Source organism: Pseudomonas sp. (genome assembly GCF_017744435.1).
In the GTDB taxonomy this organism is placed as follows: Bacteria; Pseudomonadota; Gammaproteobacteria; order Pseudomonadales; family Pseudomonadaceae; genus Aquipseudomonas.
In genome coordinates, this window is the sequence record NZ_JAGIBG010000002.1 from 147907 (window position 1) to 169643 (window position 21737).

Here is a 21737-nt window from a genome sequence, read left to right on the forward strand (position 1 = left end):
GCCCAGACCATGACTCCACACCTGATGAAACTGCTGGGCCTGTCCGCCGCCCTCCTGGCCATCAGCCAGGGCGTGCACGCCGACGAAGTGAAGGCCCCGACCTTCACCGCCGAGCCTTGCTGCCAGCTGTGCCCCGAAGCGCACGACGCCAGCCGCTACACCACCCGCTACCAGCAGAACTTCACCACGCTGGTGCAGGCCCAGGGCGACTGGCTGTTCCGGACCCGCGAAGACCTGCGCACCGAGTTCAACACCACGCCGGCCGGCTACAAGCGCCTGCAGCAGGTGCACGACGCGTTCAAGAAGCGCGGTGTGGAACTGGTCGTGGTCTACCAGCCAACCCGTGGTCTGGTGAACCGCAACATGCTCAAGCCCGAAGAGAAAGCCGCCTTCGACTACCAGAAGGCGCTGGGCAACTATCAGGCCATGCTCAAGCGCTTCGCCAGCATGGGCTACAACGTGCCCGACCTGTCGCCGCTGACCAACGAGCAACTGGCCGCCGCCGACCAGGGCAAGGATTTCTACTTCCGCGGTGACCAGCACTGGACGCCGTACGGCGCCGAGCGCGCGGCGAAGATCGTGGCCGACACGGTGCACAAGATGCCGGCCTTCGAAGGCATCCCGCGCAAGGAATTCGAAACCCACAAGTCCGGGCGCATGGGCAAGACCGGCACCCTGCACAACGTCGCCGGCCAGCTCTGCGGCACCAGCTACGCGGTGCAGTACATGGACCAGTTCGCCACCGAACCGAAAGGCTCGACCGGCGGCGGCGACGACCTGTTCGGTGACAGCGGCAACGCCCAGATCACCCTGGTCGGCACCAGCCACAGTGGCAAGAACTACAACTTCAGCGGCTTCCTCGAACAGTACATCGGCGCCGACGTGCTCAACGTCGCCTTCCCCGGTGGCGGCCTGGAAGGCTCGATGATCCAGTACCTGGGCAGCGAAGAATTCCAGAAGAACCCGCCGAAGATTCTGGTGTGGGAATTCTCGCCGCTGTACCGCCTGGACCAGGAAACCATCTGGCGGCAGATCCTCGGCCTGCTCGACGACGGCTGTGATGCGCGCCCGGCACTCATGAGCGCCAGCACCACGCTCAAGCCTGGCAAGAACGAGCTGATGGTCAACGGCAAGGGCGGCGTGATCAAGGACCTGGTCAACCGCAACCTGCAGATGGACATCAAGTTCGAAGACCCTTCGGTGAAGGTGCTGCAGGCGACTCTTTGGTACCTCAACGGCCGCCACGAGGACATCAAGCTGGAAAAACCGGAAACCTCCGACACCGACGGCCGCTTCGTCTTCCAGATGCGCGAAGACGAGGACTGGGCCAGCCAGAACCTGCTGGCCTTCGAAGTCCAGGGGCCGGAGAGCGGCACCCAGAAAGTCGAGGCCAAGCTCTGCAAACGCAACAACTTCGCCGTGCCCGCGCAGACTGCGCAGGCCGGACAGTGAGGCGATCATGACCCTATTCAAGCGAATCTTCAGCCCCACCCTGCTCACCCTCGCCATGTTCGGCGGTGCCGCCCATGCCGCGCTGGTGCCCCCGCAGGGTTACTACGAGGGCATCGAGAAGCTGAAGACCGGGGACGGCAACTTCCGCTGCGAACCGGCACCCAAGCCATACACCGGCGCGCTGCAGTTCCGCAGCAAGTACGAAGGCTCGGACAAGGCCCGGGCGACGCTCAACGTCGCCTCGGAAAAAGCCTTCCGCAAGTCCACCGAAGACATCACCACGCTCGAGAAGGGCGTGAGCAAGATGGTCGGCCAGTACATGCGTGACGGCCGCCCGGCGCAACTCGACTGCACCCTGGCCTGGCTCGGTAGCTGGGCACGTGCGGGTGCGCTGCTGTCCACCGACTACAACCACACCGGCAAGTCCATGCGCAAATGGGCGCTGGGCAGCATGAGTGGTTCGTGGCTGCGCCTGAAGTTCTCCAACTCGCAGCCGCTGGCCGCGCACCAGGCCGAGGCCGAGCTGATCGAAAAGTGGTTCGCCCGCCTCGCCGAACAGACCGTGCGCGACTGGAGCGACCTGCCGCTGGAGAAGATCAACAACCACAGCTACTGGGCCGCCTGGTCGGTGATGGCCACCGCCGTGGCCACCGACCGCCGCGACCTGTTCGACTGGGCCGTGAAGGAATACAAGATCGGCGCCAACCAGGTCGATGACCAGGGCTTCCTGCCCAACGAGGTCAAGCGCAAGCAACGTGCCCTGGCCTACCACAACTACGCCTTGCCGCCGCTGGCGATGATCGCCAGCTTCGCCCAGGTCAACGGCGTGGACCTGCGCGCCGAGAACAACTTCGCCCTGCAACGCCTGGGCGAAGGCGTGCTGGCCGGTGCCCGCGATCCCATCCACTTCAAGGAACGGGCTGGCGAAAAGCAGGACCTGACCGACCTCAAAGAGAACAGCAAGTACTCCTGGCTCGAGCCCTGGTGCGCGCTCTATCACTGCGTCGGCGACACCCTGCAGCGCAAGCAGCACATGCAGCCGTTCAACAGCTTCAGGCTGGGTGGTGACATGACACGGGTCTACGACCCGAGCGCAGAAATCAAGAAATGAATTGAACCCCATCTGGGGTCGGAACCTGTGGGAGCGGGCATGCCCGCTCCCACAGGTTCCTAGGTTGCCTTCCGGTTTTGCACTGGGGGGTTTGGGGGGCGCTGTGCCCCGGATGCTGTGAACAACAAGGAGAACCGGGATGGTCTTCTCGTCCAACGTGTTCCTGTTCCTGTTCTTGCCGGTCTTCCTCGGCCTGTACTACTTGAGCGGGCAACGCTATCGCAACCTGCTGCTGCTGGTCGCCAGCTACATCTTCTATGCCTGGTGGCGGGTCGACTTCCTCGCCCTGTTCGCCGGCGTGACCCTGTGGAACTACTGGATCGGCCTGAAAGTCGGTGCCGCCGGCGTGCGCACCAAGCCGGCCCAGCGCTGGCTGCTGCTCGGCGTCGGCGTGGACCTGGCGATCCTCGGCTACTTCAAGTACGCCAACTTCGGCGTCGACAGCCTCAACGCGATCATCACCTCGTTCGGCCTCGAACCGTTCATCCTCACCCACGTGCTGCTGCCGATCGGTATCTCGTTCTACATCTTCGAGTCGATCAGCTACATCATCGACGTGTACCGCGGCGACACCCCGGCCACCCGCAACCTGATCGACTTCGCGGCGTTCGTGGCGATCTTCCCGCACCTGATCGCCGGCCCCGTGCTGCGCTTCAAGGACCTGGTCGACCAGTTCAACAACCGCACCCACACCCTGGACAAGTTCTCCGAAGGCTGCACCCGCTTCATGCAGGGCTTCATCAAGAAAGTGTTCATCGCCGACACCCTGGCGGTGGTCGCCGACCATTGCTTCGCCCTGCAGAACCCGACCACCGGCGACGCCTGGCTCGGTGCCTTGGCCTACACCGCGCAGCTGTACTTCGACTTCAGCGGCTACAGCGACATGGCCATCGGCCTGGGGTTGATGATGGGCTTCCGCTTCATGGAGAACTTCAAGCAGCCGTACATCAGCCAGTCGATCACCGAGTTCTGGCGGCGCTGGCACATCAGCCTGTCGACCTGGCTGCGCGACTACCTGTACATCACCCTGGGCGGCAACCGCAAAGGCACCTTCAACACCTACCGCAACCTGTTCCTGACCATGCTGCTGGGCGGCCTGTGGCACGGTGCCAACTTCACCTACATCATCTGGGGCGCCTGGCACGGCATGTGGCTGGCGATCGAGCGAGCGCTGGGCATCGACACCAACCCGCAGCGCTTCAACCCGGTCAAATGGGCCTTCACCTTCCTGCTGGTGGTGGTCGGCTGGGTGATCTTCCGCGCCGAGAACCTGCACGTCGCCGCCCGCATGTACGGGGCCATGTTCAGCTTCGGCGAGTGGCAGCTGTCGGAACTCAACCGCGCCCAGCTCACCGGCCTGCAGGTGGCGACCCTGGTGATCGCCTACCTCACCCTGGCGTTCTTCGGCCTGCGCGACTTCTACCGCAACGCGAAACCGACGGCGAACGCCACCCCGGTGCAGGTCAACGCCGACGGCTCGATCGGCCTGGACTGGACCCGGGTGATGACCCGCGCCCTGATCCTGCTGCTGTTCGTGGCCTCGATCCTCAAGCTTTCGGCGCAGAGCTACTCGCCGTTCCTGTACTTCCAGTTCTGAGGTGGATGACATGACCCGGACATTACGCGTCACTTATTCCCTGTCGTTCCTCGGCCTGCTGGTGGGCATGGGTGCCTGGTCCACCAGTGGCTTCGACAGCTTCCACCGTACCGAGCAGATGACCCTGCTCAACGGCAAGCTGGCCAAGGCCGCCGAAACCCACTACGACGACCAGTTCCCGATCAAGCGCCTGGGCACCAACCTCTGGGCCGCGCTGGACTTCAAGCTGTTCAACGAAGGCCGCCCGGGCGTGGTGCTGGGCCGCGACCAGTGGCTGTTCAGCGATGAAGAGTTCAAGCCCACCGCTGGCGCCGAGCAGCTGATGCAGGACAACCTGGCACTGATCCGTGGCGTGCGCGACACCTTGCAGAAGCACGGCAGCCAGTTGGTGCTGGCGATCATCCCGGCCAAGGCGCGGGTGTATTCCGAGTACATCGGCAAGGAGCAACCGGCCAGCCTGCATGACGACCTGTACAACCGGTTCCATGCCCAGGCGCGCCAGGCCAACGTGTTCGCCCCCGACCTGATGGCAGCACTGGAACAGGCCAAGGCCCGCGGCCAGGTATTCCTGCGCACCGACACCCACTGGACGCCGATGGGCGCCGAAGTGGTGGCGCAGGCACTGGCCGAAGCGGTCAGCCGCCAGAGCCTGCTCAACGGCGACCCACAGACCTTCATCACCGAAGCTGGCAGCACCGCCCCGTACAAGGGCGACCTGACCAACTTCCTGCCGCTGGACCCGCTGTTCAGCAACCTGCTGCCGACGCCGGACAACCTGCAGCAACGCACCACTCGGCCAGCCGAGGCTGAAGGCGACGGCGGCGACGCCCTGTTCGCCGACAACCAGATCCCGGTCGCCCTGGTGGGCACCAGCTACAGCGCCAACCCGCACTGGAACTTCCTCGGTGCGCTGCAGCAGGCACTGCACAGCGACGTCGCCAACTACGCCGAAGACGGCCACGGCCCGCTGCTGCCGATGCTCAAGTACCTGCAGAGCGATGCCTTCAAGAACGCCGCGCCACAAGTGGTGGTGTGGGAATTCCCCGAACGTTACCTGCCCATGAGCAACGACCTCAGCAGCTTCGACCCGCAGTGGATCGCGCAGCTGAAGAACGCCCGTAAATCCGAAGAAAACCTGGCCTTGTCGTCCACCCGGACGAATCACTGATCGATAGAGAGGAAATGCACATGACTACCAAGACTTCCATTGCCAAAGCCCTCACCCTCGCGGCCGGCCTTTCCCTTGCTTCCATGCAGGCCTTCGCCGGTGCCGACGCCGCACTGTACGGCCCGAGCGCGCCGAAAGGCTCGACCTTCGTGCGCCTGTACAACGCCGCCAGCGCCCCGGCTGCGGCCAGCGTCGGCAACACCCAGATCAAGCAGGTTGGCGCCCAGGCCAGCAGCGACTTCAGCTTCCTGCCGGGCGGTGACTACACCGCCCAGGTTGGCGGCAAGAGCGTGCCGGTGAAGCTGGCCGCGGACAAGTACTACACCCTGGTCAACAGCACCAGCGGCAGCCCGCAGCTGATCGAAGAACCACCGTTCAAGAACAAGCAGAAAGCCCTGGTGCGCGTGCAGAACCTCAGCGACCAGGCGGTGACTCTGAAGACTGCCGACGGCAAGACCGAAGTGGTGCCGTCGGTGGCCACCAAGGGCCGTGGCGAGCGTGAGATCAATCCGGTCAAGGTCAACCTGGCCTTGTTCGAAGGCAACAAGAAAGTCAGCGACCTGAAACCGGTCGCCCTGGAGCGTGGCGAAGCGGCCGTGCTGTACGTAACGGGTTCCGGCAGCAACTTGTCGCCGGTGTGGGTAACTCGCCCCGTGGCTAGCAACTGATCCCCCTGCCTCATAACGACTATTGGAGAAACATGATGATCCCGGTAATTCTTTCTGGTGGTAGCGGTTCCCGTCTGTGGCCTCTGTCGCGCAAGCAGTTCCCCAAGCAGTTCCTGGCGCTGACCGGTGAACACACGCTGTTCCAGCAGACCATCGAGCGCTTGCGCTTCGAGGGCATGGACACCCCGATCGTGGTCTGCAACAAAGACCACAAGTTCATCGTCCAGGAGCAGCTCGCGGCCCTGAAACTGGAAACCCAGGGCATCCTGATGGAGCCGTTCGGCCGCAATACCGCGCCGGCGGTGGCCATGGCGGCCATGAAACTGGTCAACGAAGGCCGCGACGAGCTGATGCTGGTGCTGCCTGCCGACCACGTGATCGATGACCAGAAGGCCCTGCAACGCGCCCTGGCCTTGGCCACCGTGGCCGCCGAACGTGGCGAGATGGTGCTGTTCGGTGTGCCGGCCACCAAGCCGGAAACCGGCTACGGCTATATCCGTTCCAGCCAGGACGCGCTGCTGCCCGAAGGCGTGGCCCGGGTCGCCCAGTTCGTCGAGAAGCCCGACGAGAAGCGCGCCGCCGAGTTCGTCGCCGCCGGTGGCTACTTCTGGAACAGCGGCATGTTCCTGTTCCGCGCCAGCCGCTTCCTCGAAGAACTGAAGAAGCACGACGCGGACATCTACGACACCTGCGTGCTGGCCCTGGAGCGCAGCGATGAGGACGGCGATGTGCTGAGTATCGACGAAGCCACCTTCGAATGCTGCCCGGACAACTCCATCGACTACGCGGTGATGGAAAAGACCCAGCGTGCCTGTGTGGTGCCGATGTCGGCCGGCTGGAGCGATGTGGGCTGCTGGTCGTCGCTGTGGGAAGTGCACGACAAGGACGCCGACGGCAACGTCACCAAGGGCGACGTGGTGGTGCAGGACAGCCGCAACTGCATGATCCACGGCAACGGCAAGCTGGTGTCGGTGATCGGCCTGGAGAACATCGTCGTGGTCGAGACCAAGGACGCGATGATGATCGCCCACAAGGACAAGGTCCAGGGCGTCAAGCAGATGGTCAAGACCCTCGACGAGCAGGGCCGCAGCGAAACCCAGAACCACCTGGAAGTGTATCGCCCGTGGGGCTCGTACGACTCGGTGGACATGGGCGGCCGCTTCCAGGTCAAGCACATCACCGTCAAGCCGGGCGCCAGCCTGTCGCTGCAGATGCACCACCACCGCGCCGAGCACTGGATCGTGGTGTCCGGCACCGCCGAGGTGACCTGTGACGAGAACGTGTTCCTGCTCACCGAGAACCAGTCGACCTACATCCCGATTGCCTCGATCCACCGCCTGCGCAACCCGGGCAAGATCCCGCTGGAGATCATCGAGGTGCAGTCCGGCAGCTACCTGGGCGAGGACGACATCGAGCGCTTCGAGGATGTGTATGGGCGGACGTCCACACCGGTCGAGCGTGGGATTTCGGTGAAGACCATCGCGCAGTAAGCAACACCCAAGGGGCCGCCAATGCGGCCCCTTCCTTTTGAGGCCAGCCCGATTTGGCGCTACGATGGTCAGACCTGCGCAACCAAGGTCTGCCTGCCCCATGATCATCGGTGCCTTTCTCATCCTCACCTGGCTGGTGCTACTGTTGCGCTACCCGGCCAAGGCCTTGCCGATCACCCTCGCCGCTGTCTGTGGCCTCGGCCTCGTGGCAATGTTCGTGATCTGGCAGGACAGCCGCGAAGCCTCGCAACTGGCACGCCTGGAACTGCGCCTTACCTATTCTCCCGAACACTGCCCTGCCGACCGTGCGTTGCAAGTGCGCATGAAGAACGGCAACCAGGCGCCACTGACCGAACTGCGCTGGCGCGTGGCGGCGTATGCGCCGGGCGATACCGTGAACCTGGCAGAAAACACCTACAACGCTCCTCGCTATCGTGGGCCGGGTGAATTGCAGCCGGGCGCCGAGTGGAAAGATTGTTTGCCTCTGCCACCACTACGCTCGGGGTACCGCCCACAGACATTGGAATTCCGTGCAGAGCATCTGCAAGGTACATTTGCCAACTGATCCAGCGCCTGTTCCGGCCCTTTCGCGGGCACGCCCGCTCCCACAGTTACAGCGTTGCCCTCAGGCTCGGCGCGGTCCCTGTGGGAGCGGGCGAGCCCGCGAAGAGGCCGGCACAGGTTCATACAAATCCACCTGCTAACAGGCCTCACAATGCCCACCGTCCTGATCACCGGTTGCTCCAGCGGCATCGGCCGCGCCCTGGCCGACGCCTTCCGCGATGCCGGCCATGAAGTCTGGGCCACGGCCCGCAAGCCCGAAGATGTCGAGCAACTGTCCGCCGCCGGCTTCACCGCGCGGCAACTGGACGTCAACGACGGCGAAGCGCTGAAGCGCCTGGCCGATGAGCTGGAAGCACAATGCGGCCGCCTCGACATCCTGATCAACAACGCCGGTTACGGCGCCATGGGCCCGTTGCTCGATGGCGGCGTCGAGGCGCTGCGCCAGCAGTTCGAGACCAACGTCTTCGCCGTGGTCGGGGTTACCCGCGCATTGTTCCCTCTGCTGCGCCGTGCGCGCGGGTTGGTGGTGAACATCGGCAGTGTCTCGGGCGTACTGGTCACGCCGTTCGCCGGGGCCTACTGCGCGTCCAAGGCCGCCGTGCATGCCTTGAGCGATGCCCTGCGCCTGGAGCTGGCGCCGTTCGGTATCCAGGTGATGGAAGTGCAGCCCGGGGCAATTGCCTCGCAGTTCGCCAGCAATGCCCAGCGCCAGGCCGATCAGGTGTTGGCGGCGGACTCGGCGTGGTGGCCGCTGCGCGAGCATGTACAGGCGCGGGCACGGGCGTCACAGGACAAGCCGACGTCGGCAGCGGTGTTTGCCCAAGGGGTGTTGGCGGCAGTGGGCAAGTCGCCGGTGCCGGCGGTGGTGCGGTTGGGCAATGGCAGCACGGCGTTGCCATTGATGGCCCGGTTGCTGCCTACGCGGTTGCTGGATTGGGCGCTGCGCAAGCGCTTCGGGCTCCTGCGCCCACTCTGATTGATGGGTTGCCAACGCCGGCCTCTTCGCGGGTAAACCCGCTCCCACAGGGATAGCATTACTCCGAAGTTAGCTCTGTTCTTGTGGGAGCGGGTTTACCCGCGAAGAGGCCAGCCCAGGCAACGACAAATCAGGCGATGGACCGCAGCACCCCGCCATCCACCCGCAAGGCAGCCCCGGTAGTTGCACTGGCCTGCATGGAGGCCAGATAAACCACCATGTTGGCCACTTCCTCGACCGTCGCCAGCCGCTTGATCAGGGAAGTCGGCCGGTGCTCGGCGAGGAAGTTGGCCTCCAGCTCATCGCTGGAAACCCCCTGCTCCTGCGCCAGCTTGGCAAAGAAGTCGCCCACCCCTTCCGAGCGGGTCGGCCCCGGCAGCACCGCGTTCACGGTCACCCCGGTACCGGCCAAGGTCTCGGCCAAGCCACGGGAAACCGCCAGCAGCGCCGTCTTGGTCATGCCGTAATGAATCATCTCGGTCGGGATCTGCAACGCCGACTCGCTGGACAGGAAGATCACCCGCCCCCACTTGCGCTCGGCCATGCCCTGGGCGTAATGGCGCGACAGGCGCACGGCGCTGAGCACATTGACGTCGAAGAAGCGCTGCCAGTCGGCATCGTCGATCTCGAAGAACGGCTTGGGCTCGAAGATGCCGAGGTTGTTGACCAGGATATCGGTGTGCGGCACCTGGTCGAACAGCTGCTGCGCGCCCTCTGTCGTGCTCAGGTCAGCAGCGATACCGATGATGCGCGCTTGCGGCAGACGCTCACGCACGGCCTTGAGCGCTTCGTCGACACGGGCCTGGGTGCGGCCGTTGAGTACCACTTCGGCGCCCGCCTCGGCCAGGCCGATGGCGATGGCCAGGCCAATGCCGGCGGTGGAACCGCTGACGATGGCACGCTTGCCGTTCAAGGAAATTTGCATCTGTGCTCCCTCTCTAGCTGTGAGAATGCTGCGGCTGCTCATCGAATGCCTGCCAGCCACCGCCCAGGGCCTTGTACAGCCCCACCAGCGCCTGCGACACCGCGGCAGAACTGTCGATCCACTGCTCTTCGCTGGCCAGCAAGGCACCCTGCACGGTCAGCACGTTGAGAAAGTCCACCGCCCCTTCCACATACTGGCGCTGGGCGGTTTCCAGGGCGATGCGGTTCTGTCGCACCGCTTCGGCCAGGTGGTCGCGACGCAACTGGCTGGCGTTGTAAAGGCGTAGCACATCGTCGATTTCGTGCCAGGCGCCGAGCACTACCTTGCGGTAGTTCAACGCGGCCTCCTGCTGCTGCGCCTCGCGCAGTTCCAGGGTGCCCTTGAGCCGGCCCCCCTCGAAGATCGGCAGCGACAGCTGCGGGCCGAAGGCGAATCGGCGCGAATCCCAACCGCCGAAATCGGCCAGTTGCATGGCTTGGAAGCCGACGTTGCCGGACAGACGGATACTTGGATAGAAGTCGGCCTTGGCCACACCAATGCTCGCAGTGGCGGCATGCAAGCGCGCCTCGGCCTGGCGAATGTCCGGGCGCCGCTCGGCCAGCTCGGACGGCAAGCCGATGGCGAACGTCTGCTGCGGTGCCGGCAGCTCACCGCCCTGAAGCAACTCGGCCTGCAGGCTGCGTGGCGGTTCGGCGGCAAGCAGGCTGAGGGCATTGATCAGGTCGTCGCGCCGGGCTTCGAGACTTGGCAAGCGCGCCTCGATGGATGCCACCTGAGCGCTGGCCTGGGCCACGTCGAGACGGGTGGCGACACCTTCGGCCTGACGATCCTGGGAAAGCTTCAGGCTATGTTCGGCGACCTTGAGGTTGTCGCGGGTCACGTCCAGGGTGTGCTGCACGGCACGCAGCTGGATGTAGTTGCCGGCCGTTTCCGAGAGCAGCGCCAGCAGCACGCCACGGCGGTCGTTCTCGGCCACTTCCACGGTGGCATCGGCCGCTTCCACCTGGCGCCGCACGCGGCCCCAGAGGTCCAGCTCCCAACCGGCGACCAGGTCGCCCTGCCAGAGGTTGAAGGCTGATTTGCCGGCATTGCCGGATGGGTCGCTCAGTCCTTCGGCGCTGTTGCGGGCACGGCTGTAACCGATATTGGCATCCACCGATGGCGTTTCATCGGCCGCCACCGTGCTACGCAGTGCGCGGCTTTGCAGCAGTCGGGCGCTGGCCATCTGCAGGTCGAGGTTGTTGTCGGCAACTCGCTGGATCAGCGCGCTCAGGCGGGCATCATGGAAAGTTTCCCACCAGCGCAGTTCCAGCGGTTCGGCTTGTGGCTGGCTGGCAGCGGCCTCGCCTTGCAGTGCCGCCCATTGCTGTGGCGCCTGGCTGTCCGGGCGCTGGAAATCCGGCCCGAGCGTGCAGCCGGCCATCAGCACGGCCAGCAACAGCGGGCTCAAGCGTACGGCAGGTTTCATCGGGCGCTCACCTCTTTGCCGGCCAGCTGGTCGCCGTGGGTGTCGATGGTTGCTTCCACCGACATGCCCACACGCAGGCGCTCGAGCAGCGGCTGGCCGTCATCGAAGACGATCTTCACCGGAATTCGTTGCACCACCTTGGTGAAGTTGCCGGTGGCGTTGTCCGGCTTCACCGCAGCGAAGGTCACGCCGGTGGCCGGGGCGATGCTCTCGACATGGCCCTTGAGGGTTTCACCGGAGAAGGTGTCGACGCTGATGCTGACCGGTTGGCCGGGCTGCACATGGGTCAGCTGGGTTTCCTGGAAGTTGCCGACCACGTAGGCATGCTGCAGCGGCACCACCGACAGCAGGCGCGCGCCCGGGTTGACGAAGGCGCCGACGCGCAGCGCCCGCTCGCCGACCATACCGTCGACCGGCGCGGTGATGCGGGTGTAGGACAGGTCCAGCTGGGCCTTTTCCAGGCCGGCTTCGGCACGCTTCAACTGGCCATCGGCACTGGCCACCTGGGCCGTCAGGATGTCCACCTGCTTGCGTGTCGCCACCAGCGCCGCCTGGGCATTGGCCAGCCGTGCGCGGGCCTGGTCGACCCGGCTGCGCGCCTGCTGGGCGTTCTGCACGGTACCGGCGCCCTGCTCGGCCAGGCGGCTGTAGCGGTTGACCTCATGGTCGGCAAACGCCGCCTCCGCCTGGGCCGCCGTCACCGCCGCCTGGGCCTGGGCAATCAGTGCGGCCTGGCGCTCCAGCGTGGCGCGGGCATCGGCGCTCTGCGCCTTGGCCACCAGCAGTTGTGCCTGGGCGGCATCCAGCGCCGCCTGGTAATCGCGGGCATCGATGGTTGCCAGCAACTGGCCGGCCTGCACCTGCTGGTTGTCTTCGACCAGCACTTCCTTGATGAAGCCGGCGACCTTGGGTGCGACCACGGTGTAGTCGGCGATCACGTAGGCATCGTTGGTACGCTGCCGGTGGTCGCTGCCGAACAGCCAGGGGCCGACGATACCGGCCAGCACGGCCACGGCGAGCACCGAGCCGATGAGAAGGGTCTTGCGGTGGTTGGTCATGTTCAGTGTCTCGAGTTCATCCAGGGTTCAGGCCACCGCGCGCGGCGGATAGACCCGGGTAGGCACGAAAGGAATCAGGCAGATCAACGCCACGGCGATACAGGCCATGACCAGGTACAGGTCGGCCGAAGTCAGCACCAGCGCCTGGTCATGGAGACGCTTGGCAAGGCCCGCGGCGTTGTCGTCGATCAGCGGGGCATTGCCCAGGCTGTCCACCAGGTGGTTGGAATGAAAGTGCCGGCGCAGGGTGCCCAAGGCATCCAGCAGGCCACCGGCAATCACAGCGGCCAGGCCTTTGACGGTGTTGAACCAGCTGGAGGCGAACGGGCCTTCCTGCGGGCTCATGCCATTGGTGGAGAGCATCAGCAGCGGCAGCACGGCCATTGGCTGGCCGAAGACCTGCAGCAGGTAGAACGGGTAGAAATCGCCACGGATCCACTCGCTGGTCAGCAAGCTGCTCCCCACGCACGACACCGCCAGCATGGCCAAGCCGATGGCCAGCACCCAGCGGCAGTCCACCGCACGGATGTTGCACAGCGCTGCGGTCAGTGGCAGGGCGATCAGCTGCGGCATGGCCACCAGCATCATCAGCGGGCTGGTCTGCGCCGGGCGGTAACCCTGGATCTGCGCCAGGTACGCCGATGGAATGCTGCCCACGCCGGACAACACGATCAGCACGCCAGCCAGGGTCACCAGGGCGAAGCTGAGGTTGCGCCGCTGCAGCATGCGCAGCTGGAAGAATGGCAGCGGCTCGGACCATTCGTTGTACATGAACAGCACCAGCAGCAGCACGCCACCGCCCAGCAACCAGCAGATCAGCGGCGAATCGAACCAGCCCCAACGGTCCCCCAGTGACAGGCCGAGGACGATGCCACTGATGGCCGGCAGGCCAAGCAACACGCCGCGCCAGTCGAACTGCTTGAAGCGCTCCAGGCGCAGCGGGTCCTGCGGCAGGCCCCAGCCGACGCAGAACATGGCCAGTGCCGAGGGCAGGATGATCTGCCAGAACGCCCACTGCCAGCCGACGTATTCAGTCCACAGGCCAGCCAGCGGCGTGCCGAGGTTGGGCCCGAAGGTGGCGGTCAGGGCGTAGCAGGCCAGGCCATAGACCTTGATGCCAGGGGGCAGGAAGCGCAGCGCCACGCTCATCAGCATCGGCGGCAAGGCGCCCGAGGCGAAGCCCTGGAGCACGCGCAGCAGCATCAGGCTGTGCAGGTTGGGAGCGAACGGTTGCAGCAGCCCGAGCACGGCAAACAGGCCGACCGCGCTCATGGTGAAGCGGCGCAGGGAAAAGGTGGTGGCCAGCCATGGGGCAAAGGCCATGGCCGACACCGACGCGGCGCTGTAAACGGCCAGCAGCCAGGCGCCCTCGTCGGCACCGATGCCCATGGCGCCGCGGATGTCGGCGAGGGAAATCTTGGTGACCGACTCGTTGAGGCCGGCACACAGCACGGCCAGCAATACGCCGAACAGCCCGACCACCACCCGCAGGCCGAACGCCGTCTGCGCAGGCGCGGCCGGCGCGGGGGCGGCGGCTATCGCGGCAGAAGGGGCGGACAGGGAACTCATGGGCAGACATCTCCAGCAACAAATTTGCGACTGGAGCCAGTCTAAGAAGGTCGAATGCTGACGAAAACTGACTTCTCGGCAGGTTTATGTTGCGCCAGGCGCAATCCGCTCCTGAACCGAGTCGCCTGCTTCGCGGGCGCGCCCGCTCCCACAGCGATATTCACAGTCCTTGAGGGTTGCGGTGTACCTGTGGGAGCGGGCATGCCCGCGAAGAATCCAACCTGGTCTCACGGGTCGACGCTGCAGCAGGCCTTCAAGGTCTGCCGCAGCCAGCGATGCGCCGGGTCGTTGTGAAAGCGCGGGTGCCACGCCTGCAGCACGGTCACCCGCTCCAGCGGCACCGGGATCTCGAACGAACGCAACGGCAGCCCGAGCTTGTGCACGCTGTTGAGGATATTGGCCGGCATGGGCAGGATCAGGTCCGAATCCGGTAGCGAGAACAGTGCCGAATGGAAACTCGGGGTAATCAGCGCCACCCGCCGCTGGACCTTGAAGTTGGCCAGTTCGACATCGATTGGCCCGTTGGCCCGGCCACGGCGGGACACGCTGATCTGTGGATAACTGGCGAAGCTGGTAGGCGTGATCGGTTGGTCGAAGATCGGATGGTCGCGTCGGGCCAGGCCTACATAGTAAGTCTGGAACAGGCTCTGCACCTTGATCTCCGGGCCCAGGTCCACGGTCGAGCTGATGATCAGGTCGGTGCGCCCATCGCGCAGCACACTGTCGTCATCGCCACCGGGGCTTTCCGGCACGAAACGCAGCACCGTGCGTGGCGCCTGCTCATGCATGCGCCGCAACAGCTGGGCGCCATACAAGGCGATGAACAGGTCATTGGTGCGAATGTTGAAAGCGCGATCGAGCCTCGGCAGGTCGACTTCATCGGCACTGCGAAACACCTCGCCGGCCTGCTCCACCAGCGCCGCCACCTGCTCGCGCAGGGCCAGTGCCCGCGGGGTCGGCACCAGGCCACGGCCGGCACGCACCAGGATCGGGTCGCCCAGGGCATCGCGGATACGCCCCAACGTGCGGCTCATCGCCGCCGGGCTCAGGTTCATGCGCTGCGCGGCGCCGACCACGCTGCCTTCATCGAGCAGGGCATCGAGGGCGACGAGCAGGTTCATGTCCGGGAGTTGCATGGCCGTTTTCCGTTACAGCTGTGGGGAAAGGCGATGGTAGCAGGTTGCTGGATTGCACCAGACGCAATGCGCTCGTGCGTGGTGGGGCATTTATTCACTGGCCGTGTTCGGCCATAAATGAGGTATTGGCAGGCCCGGCCCTTTCGCGGGGAAACCCGCTCCCACAGGTTCACCACTGGATTCAAATCCTGTGCAGTCCCTGTGGGAGCGGGTTTACCCGCGAAGAGGCCGGACCTGCTGAACATCTTGCCAGCTCCAAGAAGGATCCCGCATGCCCAGCCCCGTCCTGATCGCCATCGATGCCTCACCCGCCTCCACTGCCCTGCTCACCCTCGCCCGCCGCTACTGCCGCCCCGGCGAGCACGAACTGCATGTGCTGCTGGCCATCGACTCCACCTTCGCCGTGCACGACAAACCCGCACCCTATACCGCCGAGGAACTGGAGGAATACCCCGCCGCCTGCGAGGAGCAACGCCTGGGCGACCGCGCCATGGCCGAGGCCGTGGAGCTGCTGCAACAAGCCGGCTTCAGCAGCCAGGGCTGCATGGTTGCCGGGCAGCCGGTCGAGGCGATTGTCACCAAGGCAAAGGAACTGAATTGCGAGCTGATCATCATGGGCCACCGCCACCTGTCTCGGCTGGGGCGATTGCTAGACCCGTCGATCAGCACGAAGGTGATTGACCGGGTTGAGGTGCCGGTATTGGTGGGGGCCGCTTGAACCGCTGATCAGTCAGGTAATGCGATTGCATTGACCAGGCAATGCAATCGCATTACCTTGATGGACATCGTTGTAACTCTATGGACAACCGCCCATGGCTACCACCTTTGAAGTCGAGTCCACGCTGACCGAACGTTACCAGACCACCGTTCCTGAAACAGTGCGCCGTGCTTTGGGCTTGAAAAAGCGCGACAAGATCCATTACTCGATTCGCCCTGACGGTGATGTGATACTCACCCGCGCAGAGGCAACCGAGGACGATCCCGTGCTAGGCCAGTTCCTGAAATTTCTGGCTCACGACATCGCCACCAATCCTCAACGGCTGCAGGTTGTCGATGCTGACCTCATCGCTCGCCTCGACAAGCTCGTGGGTGATGCAGAGGTCGACCTGGATCAACCTCTGTCGGCGGAAGATGAATGAATGATGCGAACAGGAAGCCGCTTGTAATTCATGGATGGACTGTCTTTGCCCACCCGCTGTTCCTGGCCAAGCTGGAAGCGCTGAGCACACAAGTTCAGGCTCAGATGCAGAAAGACCCGGCGGGTTACACGAAGAAGAATGCTTTCAAACGGCTGGCGGCCATCAGACGCTTGGCATTTGATGTGATCCCCCAGGACCCAACCAAGGCGGAGTACCGGCAGGGCGCAACGCTGGGTAGTGACCACAAGCACTGGTTCAGAGCGAAGTTCTTCCAGCAATACCGATTGTTCTTTCGCTACCACGCTGCCAGCCGGATCATCGTGCTGGCATGGGTCAATGACGAATCTTGTAAGCGGGCCTACGACAGCAGCGACGACGCTTACAGGGTCTTTCAAAAGATGCTGCTAACCGGCCACCCTCCGGACGATTGGGATCAATTGCTGCGGGAATCCGGGCCTGCAGATGTCAGGCCCGAATAGCAACATTCACTCCTCGCTCGGCTTCACTACCACCGTACAGGTCGTCCCCGCCGCCAGCAGGAACCCGTCCGGCACTTCATCGATGTGAATGCGCACCGGCACCCGCTGTGCCAGGCGCACCCAGTTGAAAGTCGGGTTCACATCGGCGATCAGCTCGCGGCTCTGTGGGTTGTCACGGTCGTAGATGCCGCGGGCGATGCTCTCCACATGCCCCTTGATACGCTCACCGCTCATCATTTGCAGCTCGGCCTGGTCGCCGACCTTCACATGCGGCAACTTGGTCTCCTCGAAGAAGCCGTAGACCCAGAACGAGTTCTCGTCGACCACCGCCATCACCGCTTCGCCGGTACGCGCATAGTCACCCTTGTGGATGTTCAGGTTGGTCACGTAACCGTCCACCGTGGCGACGATATGGGTGCGCTTGAGGTTCAGCTCGGCCGCCGCCAGTTCAGCCTGGGCCTGCTGGTAGTCAGCCAGGGCGGAGTTGGCGATGTTGCTGGCGTCGTCGCGGTTTTCCTTGGAAATCACCAGGTTGTCCATGTCGGCGCGGCGCTTGGCGTTGACCTTGCGCATTTCCCAGGTGGCCTTGCGCGAGGCGACCAGGGCCTTGGCCTGGTCGACCGCCAGCTGGTAGTGCTCGGGGTCGATCTGGATCAGCAGGTCGCCCTTCTTCACCCGCTGGTTGTCCTTGACCGGCACATCCACCACATAGCCCGGCACATCGGCGGCGACGTTGATGATGTCGGCACGCACGCGGCCGTCGCGGGTCCACGGCGTGGTCATGTAGTGCAACCACAACTGGCGACCGATCACCACGGCAGCGGTCAGCACCAGCAGGGTGGCGATCAGGCTGAAGAACTTTTTCATCGAAGGATTCTCACCAGTAGAGCGACAGCGCCAGGGCGCCGAACAGGCAGACGAACAGGCTCAGGCGCAGCAGCGCCGGGTGCCAGAAGAAGCGGTAGCCATCATGGCTGGCGATGAACCGGTCCAGGCCCCAGGCCAGGCCCAGGGCGAACAGGAACATCAAGGTCATGGTGGGCATGTACACGCCATGGAAGGCGATCTCGCGGGGCATGATTTCACGAAGCACGGTGCAATCCTTTCGCCGGTGCCAGCGGCGACTGTGGGTCCAGCAGGGATGAACGGATGAAGTGCAGGTAGCTCTGCGCACGGCGCAGCACCGAGGTGTCGAAGTGCCGGGCGAACGGTTCGTCGGTGGCCTGCACGCGAGCGATGGCGTGGTCCACCGCGACCAGGGCGCGTTCGTGGTTGCTGGCGCTGGGCTGCAGGAACAGGCGGGCCAGGGCGCGGCCCATGACTCGAATGGCCTGGCGCCACGGCTGCGACTCGGCGTAGGCCGGGTGGATCGGCGCGCGGGCCTGCTCCTTGCGCAGTTCGATGATCGCGTGGCCGATCTCCAGCACGGTGAACATCCAGCCCATCAGCTGGCTCTGCACCTGCGGCTTGCCGGCAGCCAGGCCATAGGCCTGGTGCAACAGGTCGCGGGTGCGGCTTTCGAAGGCCGAGCCGAGGCCACGCAGGCGCCCGCTGATGGCAAACAGCACCTGCCCGCGCAGCTCCTGTTCGAGGCGGCTCCACAGCCAGCGGCTGTTCGGCGGCAGGATGATCGCGCCGGCCGCGGCGCAGACGAACATGCCGATGACCATGCCGATGTAGTCGTTGATGAAGCTGTACGGGTCGTAGACGGTCAGGTTGTTCGGCACCGAGCCGATGGCGAAGAACACCAGCAGGCCGATGCCGTAACCGGCGTACGCCGGCCGCGACGACAGGAACGCACCGAGCACGAACACCGGCGCCAGGACCATGCACAGCAGCGGGAAGCCGTCGATCCACGGGAACACGAAGAAGGTTTCGAAGAAGCCGATGAAAGCCCCGATCGCCGTGCCACAGGCCATCTGGAACGACATTCGCTTGGGGTTCGGCGAAGCGGCCGAGAGGCCCACGGTGACGGTGGCGATCAGGGTCATCATGGCCCCACTGGGCCAGTCGCTCATCAACCAGTAGCTGCCCAGCAGCAACAGCACCGCCGAAGCCCGCACACCGGCGGCCAGCGACACCAGCCAGCTGGTCTGCGCCACGTAGGGCTCGTCCCACTGCTCGCGCTCGTGCTTGTGCGCGGCCAGCGAGGCGTGGGTTTCGGCGTAGCTGTACATCTCGTCGACGAAGCGGTAGAGCAGCTCGAACGCGGTGTGGAAATCGAGCAGGTCGGATTCGCTGGGCTGGGTTGCCACATAGTCGGCGCGCAGGCCACGCACCTGTGCCTGCAGGCCTTCCTTGTAGGCCGCCAGCTCCAGCGTCAGGCGCAGCGCATCGGCGTCGGTCAGGGCCCGGCCAACATAGGGCTGCAGCAGCTCCACCAAGGTGTTCAGGCCCGGCTCGATGGCGCCGACGATCTGCAGCGGGCCGCGGGCGCGCAGGCGCTCCAGCAGGCGGTGCAGGGCGTTGAAGCGCGTGGTGATGGCCATGAACTCGCTGTTCATGCGCACCAGGCGGCCAGAGCGGCGACGCATGTGCGGGTCTTCGAAGGCGGTGACGTTGCGCAGGCTTTCCAGCCCCACCGCCTCGGCGACGAAGCGCACGTTGCTGGTCTCGAAGCGGTCGCGCTGGCTATCGCCGCGCAAGGCTTCCACCACCACCCCGGCGAATACGCCAAAGCGCTGGTACAGGGCGTTGCGCATGGCGGCACTGGCCGACTGTGGCAGGATCGCGGCGCTGACGAAAGTCGACACCAGGATGCCCAAAGCAATTTCCAGCACCCGCCACACGGCCGCCATGAACGCCTGGTCCGGGTGCTGCAGCACGGGCAGGCCGATCATCGCCGCGGTGTAGCCGGCGAGGACGAAGCCATAGGCGCGGAAGGTGCGGTAGCGCATGGCGCCGGCCGAGCACAGGCCAACCCACACTGCCAGGCTGGGCAGGAACAGTTCAGTGTTCTGCGGGAAGATGGCAATCAGCGCGACCATCATTGCCGAGCCGGCCAGGGTGCCGAGCACCCGGTAGAAGCTCTTGGCGAACACATGGCCGCTCTGCGGCTGCATGACGATGAACACGGTGATCATCGCCGTGCGCGGTTGCGGCAGCTCCAGGCGCATGGCCAGCCACAGGGTGATGAACGCGGCCGCCAGCACCTTGAAGATGTACACCCAGGTCACCCCGTCGGTGCGTGCCCAGGCAAAGAAGCCCCGGCGCCATTCGAGGCTCTGCAGCCAGCGCACGGGCAAACTGGAAGTGCTCATTCGGCGTTATCCGGCTTCTTGTCGAAAATGGCCAGGGTGGCCGGGGTTTTCGGCGCTGCCTGGCGTTCTTCCTTCGGCACGTCCTGGCCAGCCTGCAGGCCGCCACCCAGGGCGGTGACCAGCTCGGCATGGGCGATCAGGCGTGCGGCCTGCACCTGCTGCTGCACCTGCTGCTGGCGGAACAGCAGGGTCTGCGCATTGAGCACGTTGAGGTAGTCGGTCAGGCCGCGCTGGAAGGCCACCGTGGCGATGTCGTAGGTCTTCTGCGCAGCGGCCACCGACTCGGCGGCGAAGTGCGACTGCTCCTTCATCGATTCACGGCGGATCAGCTGGTCGGAAATGTTCTTCAGCGCACCGACTACGGTCTGGTTGTAGCGCGCCACGGCCACGTCATAACCCGCCGAGGCAACGCCCAGCTGCGAGCGCAGGCGGCCGCCATCGAAGATCGGCAGGCTGATCGCCGGGCCGACGTTGTAGTTGAACTTGCGCCCGGTCAGGAACTCCAGCGGGCCGCCGCCGGTGGCCATGAAGCCGAGGCTGCCGACCAGGTCGACGTTGGGGAAGAAACCGGCGTGGGCGACATCGATGCCACGGGCCTGGGCGGCGACCTGCCAGCGGCTGGCGACCACGTCCGGGCGCTGGCCGACCAGTTCGGCAGGCAGGTTCGAAGGCAGTTTCAGAGGGGCCGCGAGGGCCAGGGTCGGCCGTTGCAACTGCGCGCCCTCCCCTGGGCCTTTGCCCGCCAGCGCCGCCAGCTGGTTGCGGGTCAGGGCGATTTCCTCGTCGAGGCTGTCGAGCTGGCGATGGGTCTCAGGCAGCGGTGCCTCGGCCTGGCTGACCTCGAAATGGGTGCCGATGCCGCCGTCCAGGCGGCGCTTGGCCAGGGCCAGGATCTGTTCCTGCTGCTCGAGCTCGGCCTTGACGATATCGCGCTGGGCGAAATGCAGGCTCAGCTGAATGTAGGCTCGCACCACGTTGTTCTGCAGTTCCAGCTGCGCCTGGCGGGCCTCGGCCACGCTCATGTGCGCCTGGTCCACGGCCTGCTCGCTGGCGTTGCGTTCGCGGCCCCACAGGTCCAGCGCGTAGCTGAAGCCGAAGGCGGCGTTGTTGTCCCAGGTGTTGGCGCCCGACAGCGCGCCAGGGCCGTAGAACTGATCCTCGGGCCAGTTGTGTCGCTTGAGCGTGGCGTCACCGTTGACCTGGAGCTTTTCCGCCGACTCGACCACACCGGCCATTGCCTTGGCTTCACGCACGCGCGCCGCGGCCATGGCCAGGCTCGGGCTACCGGCCACGGCCAGGTCGATCCAGCGGTCGAGTTGTGGGTCGCCATAGGCCTGCCACCAGCGCTGGTCAGGCCAGTGCGCGTCGCTGGCCGCTTCGCGAATGGCCGCGTCGGTGGTCAAGGTATTGGCTTGCAGGGTCTTGCTTTGCGGGGCGATACCCCAGGTTCCGATACAGCCGCTCAAGGTGAGACTAAGGGCACAGGCACTGAACACTTGAAGCGTTCTGATGATGCGACGCGGCACAGCTGCGATTTCCCGAGGAAGAGGTGGAGGGGCCGGGCAATTCTAGGGGGCCGCCGCACTGGCGATAAGCGCATATTCCTGCGAATCTTTGTTACCGAAACAGCGATAATCCGGCTTTGGTCGAACGCACATTCGCGTTACTTCGTGACAC

20 protein-coding genes are annotated in these 21737 nt (G+C 64.9%); 11 read left to right on the forward strand and 9 right to left on the reverse strand.

Annotated features, from left to right (window positions below):
• Positions 1-9: 9 nt before the first annotated feature.
• The 8 genes from J7573_RS02575 to J7573_RS02610 all read left to right on the forward strand — a co-directional run bounded on the left by J7573_RS02575 (position 10) and on the right by J7573_RS02610 (position 9026).
• Positions 10-1452, forward strand: coding sequence for an alginate O-acetyltransferase (locus tag J7573_RS02575; protein ID WP_294325243.1), 1443 nt, complete (start codon positions 10-12; stop codon positions 1450-1452).
• A 7-nt stretch (positions 1453-1459) separates the two neighbouring features.
• A complete protein-coding gene (locus tag J7573_RS02580; RefSeq protein WP_294325245.1) occupies positions 1460-2563 on the forward strand; it encodes a mannuronate-specific alginate lyase in 1104 nt (367 codons plus the stop codon).
• Positions 2564-2702: 139 nt separating this feature from the next.
• On the forward strand, positions 2703-4160 hold the full coding sequence (locus tag J7573_RS02585) for an MBOAT family protein (RefSeq protein ID WP_294325247.1): 1458 nt from the start codon (positions 2703-2705) through the stop codon (positions 4158-4160).
• A 10-nt stretch (positions 4161-4170) separates the two neighbouring features.
• Entirely contained in the window at positions 4171-5328 is a 1158-nt protein-coding gene (locus J7573_RS02590) for an alginate O-acetyltransferase (RefSeq protein WP_294325248.1), read from the forward strand.
• A gap of 20 nt (positions 5329-5348) precedes the next feature.
• Positions 5349-5996, forward strand: coding sequence for an alginate O-acetyltransferase AlgF (locus tag J7573_RS02595; protein ID WP_103449137.1), 648 nt, complete (start codon positions 5349-5351; stop codon positions 5994-5996).
• Between the two features lie 35 nt (positions 5997-6031).
• Positions 6032-7486, forward strand: coding sequence for a mannose-1-phosphate guanylyltransferase/mannose-6-phosphate isomerase (locus J7573_RS02600; RefSeq protein ID WP_294325542.1), 1455 nt, complete (start codon positions 6032-6034; stop codon positions 7484-7486).
• Positions 7487-7586: 100 nt separating this feature from the next.
• Complete coding sequence (locus tag J7573_RS02605; RefSeq protein ID WP_294325252.1) at positions 7587-8051, forward strand: multidrug transporter; 465 nt, start codon at positions 7587-7589, stop codon at positions 8049-8051.
• A 150-nt stretch (positions 8052-8201) separates the two neighbouring features.
• Positions 8202-9026 carry an SDR family oxidoreductase gene (locus tag J7573_RS02610; protein WP_294325253.1) on the forward strand — a complete coding sequence of 275 codons (825 nt, stop codon included), beginning with the start codon at positions 8202-8204 and terminating at the stop codon, positions 9024-9026.
• Between the two features lie 130 nt (positions 9027-9156).
• On the opposite strand, the gene J7573_RS02615 is transcribed toward J7573_RS02610, so the two are convergent.
• From J7573_RS02615 to J7573_RS02635, 5 genes are all read right to left on the reverse strand, one after another.
• Positions 9157-9951 carry an SDR family oxidoreductase gene (locus tag J7573_RS02615; protein WP_294325255.1) on the reverse strand — a complete coding sequence of 265 codons (795 nt, stop codon included), beginning with the start codon at positions 9949-9951 and terminating at the stop codon, positions 9157-9159.
• Between the two features lie 13 nt (positions 9952-9964).
• The gene (locus J7573_RS02620) at positions 9965-11419 is read right to left on the reverse strand and encodes an efflux transporter outer membrane subunit (protein WP_294325257.1); all 1455 of its coding nucleotides are present in this window, start codon (positions 11417-11419) and stop codon (positions 9965-9967) included.
• Complete coding sequence (locus J7573_RS02625; protein ID WP_294325259.1) at positions 11416-12477, reverse strand: HlyD family secretion protein; 1062 nt, start codon at positions 12475-12477, stop codon at positions 11416-11418. Before J7573_RS02625 ends, J7573_RS02620 begins: the two co-directional genes overlap by 4 nt.
• A 27-nt stretch (positions 12478-12504) precedes the next feature.
• On the reverse strand, positions 12505-14046 hold the full coding sequence (locus J7573_RS02630) for an MFS transporter (RefSeq protein WP_294325261.1): 1542 nt from the start codon (positions 14044-14046) through the stop codon (positions 12505-12507).
• A 227-nt stretch (positions 14047-14273) separates the two neighbouring features.
• Positions 14274-15182, reverse strand: a complete 909-nt coding sequence (locus J7573_RS02635; protein WP_110635641.1) for a LysR family transcriptional regulator — start codon at positions 15180-15182, stop codon at positions 14274-14276.
• 271 nt (positions 15183-15453) lie between these two features.
• Here J7573_RS02635 and J7573_RS02640 point away from each other — a divergent pair, with 271 nt between their 5' ends.
• The 3 genes from J7573_RS02640 (at position 15454) to J7573_RS02650 (ending at position 16800) form a co-directional block, all read left to right on the forward strand.
• The gene (locus J7573_RS02640; RefSeq protein ID WP_294325263.1) at positions 15454-15900 is read left to right on the forward strand and encodes a universal stress protein; all 447 of its coding nucleotides are present in this window, start codon (positions 15454-15456) and stop codon (positions 15898-15900) included.
• A gap of 94 nt (positions 15901-15994) precedes the next feature.
• Positions 15995-16321: a type II toxin-antitoxin system PrlF family antitoxin gene (locus tag J7573_RS02645; RefSeq protein WP_110635635.1), complete on the forward strand. Its 327-nt coding sequence runs from the start codon at positions 15995-15997 to the stop codon at positions 16319-16321.
• Positions 16318-16800, forward strand: a complete 483-nt coding sequence (locus J7573_RS02650) for a type II toxin-antitoxin system YhaV family toxin (RefSeq protein ID WP_294325267.1) — start codon at positions 16318-16320, stop codon at positions 16798-16800. The genes J7573_RS02645 and J7573_RS02650 overlap by 4 nt, the downstream gene beginning before the upstream one ends.
• A gap of 6 nt (positions 16801-16806) precedes the next feature.
• Here J7573_RS02650 and J7573_RS02655 read toward each other — a convergent pair whose 3' ends face one another.
• Genes J7573_RS02655 through J7573_RS02670 form a run of 4 tightly spaced genes read right to left on the reverse strand, consistent with a single transcriptional unit; the run spans position 16807 to position 21586 of the window.
• Positions 16807-17667 carry an HlyD family secretion protein gene (locus J7573_RS02655; RefSeq protein WP_294325269.1) on the reverse strand — a complete coding sequence of 287 codons (861 nt, stop codon included), beginning with the start codon at positions 17665-17667 and terminating at the stop codon, positions 16807-16809.
• A gap of 10 nt (positions 17668-17677) precedes the next feature.
• A complete protein-coding gene (locus J7573_RS02660) occupies positions 17678-17878 on the reverse strand; it encodes a DUF1656 domain-containing protein (protein ID WP_008097766.1) in 201 nt (66 codons plus the stop codon).
• A gap of 4 nt (positions 17879-17882) precedes the next feature.
• The gene (locus J7573_RS02665; protein ID WP_294325271.1) at positions 17883-20060 is read right to left on the reverse strand and encodes an FUSC family protein; all 2178 of its coding nucleotides are present in this window, start codon (positions 20058-20060) and stop codon (positions 17883-17885) included.
• Positions 20057-21586 (reverse strand): efflux transporter outer membrane subunit, encoded by a 1530-nt coding sequence (locus J7573_RS02670; protein ID WP_294325273.1) that lies wholly within the window; start codon positions 21584-21586, stop codon positions 20057-20059. Before J7573_RS02670 ends, J7573_RS02665 begins: the two co-directional genes overlap by 4 nt.
• Between the last annotated feature and the right edge of the window lie 151 nt (positions 21587-21737).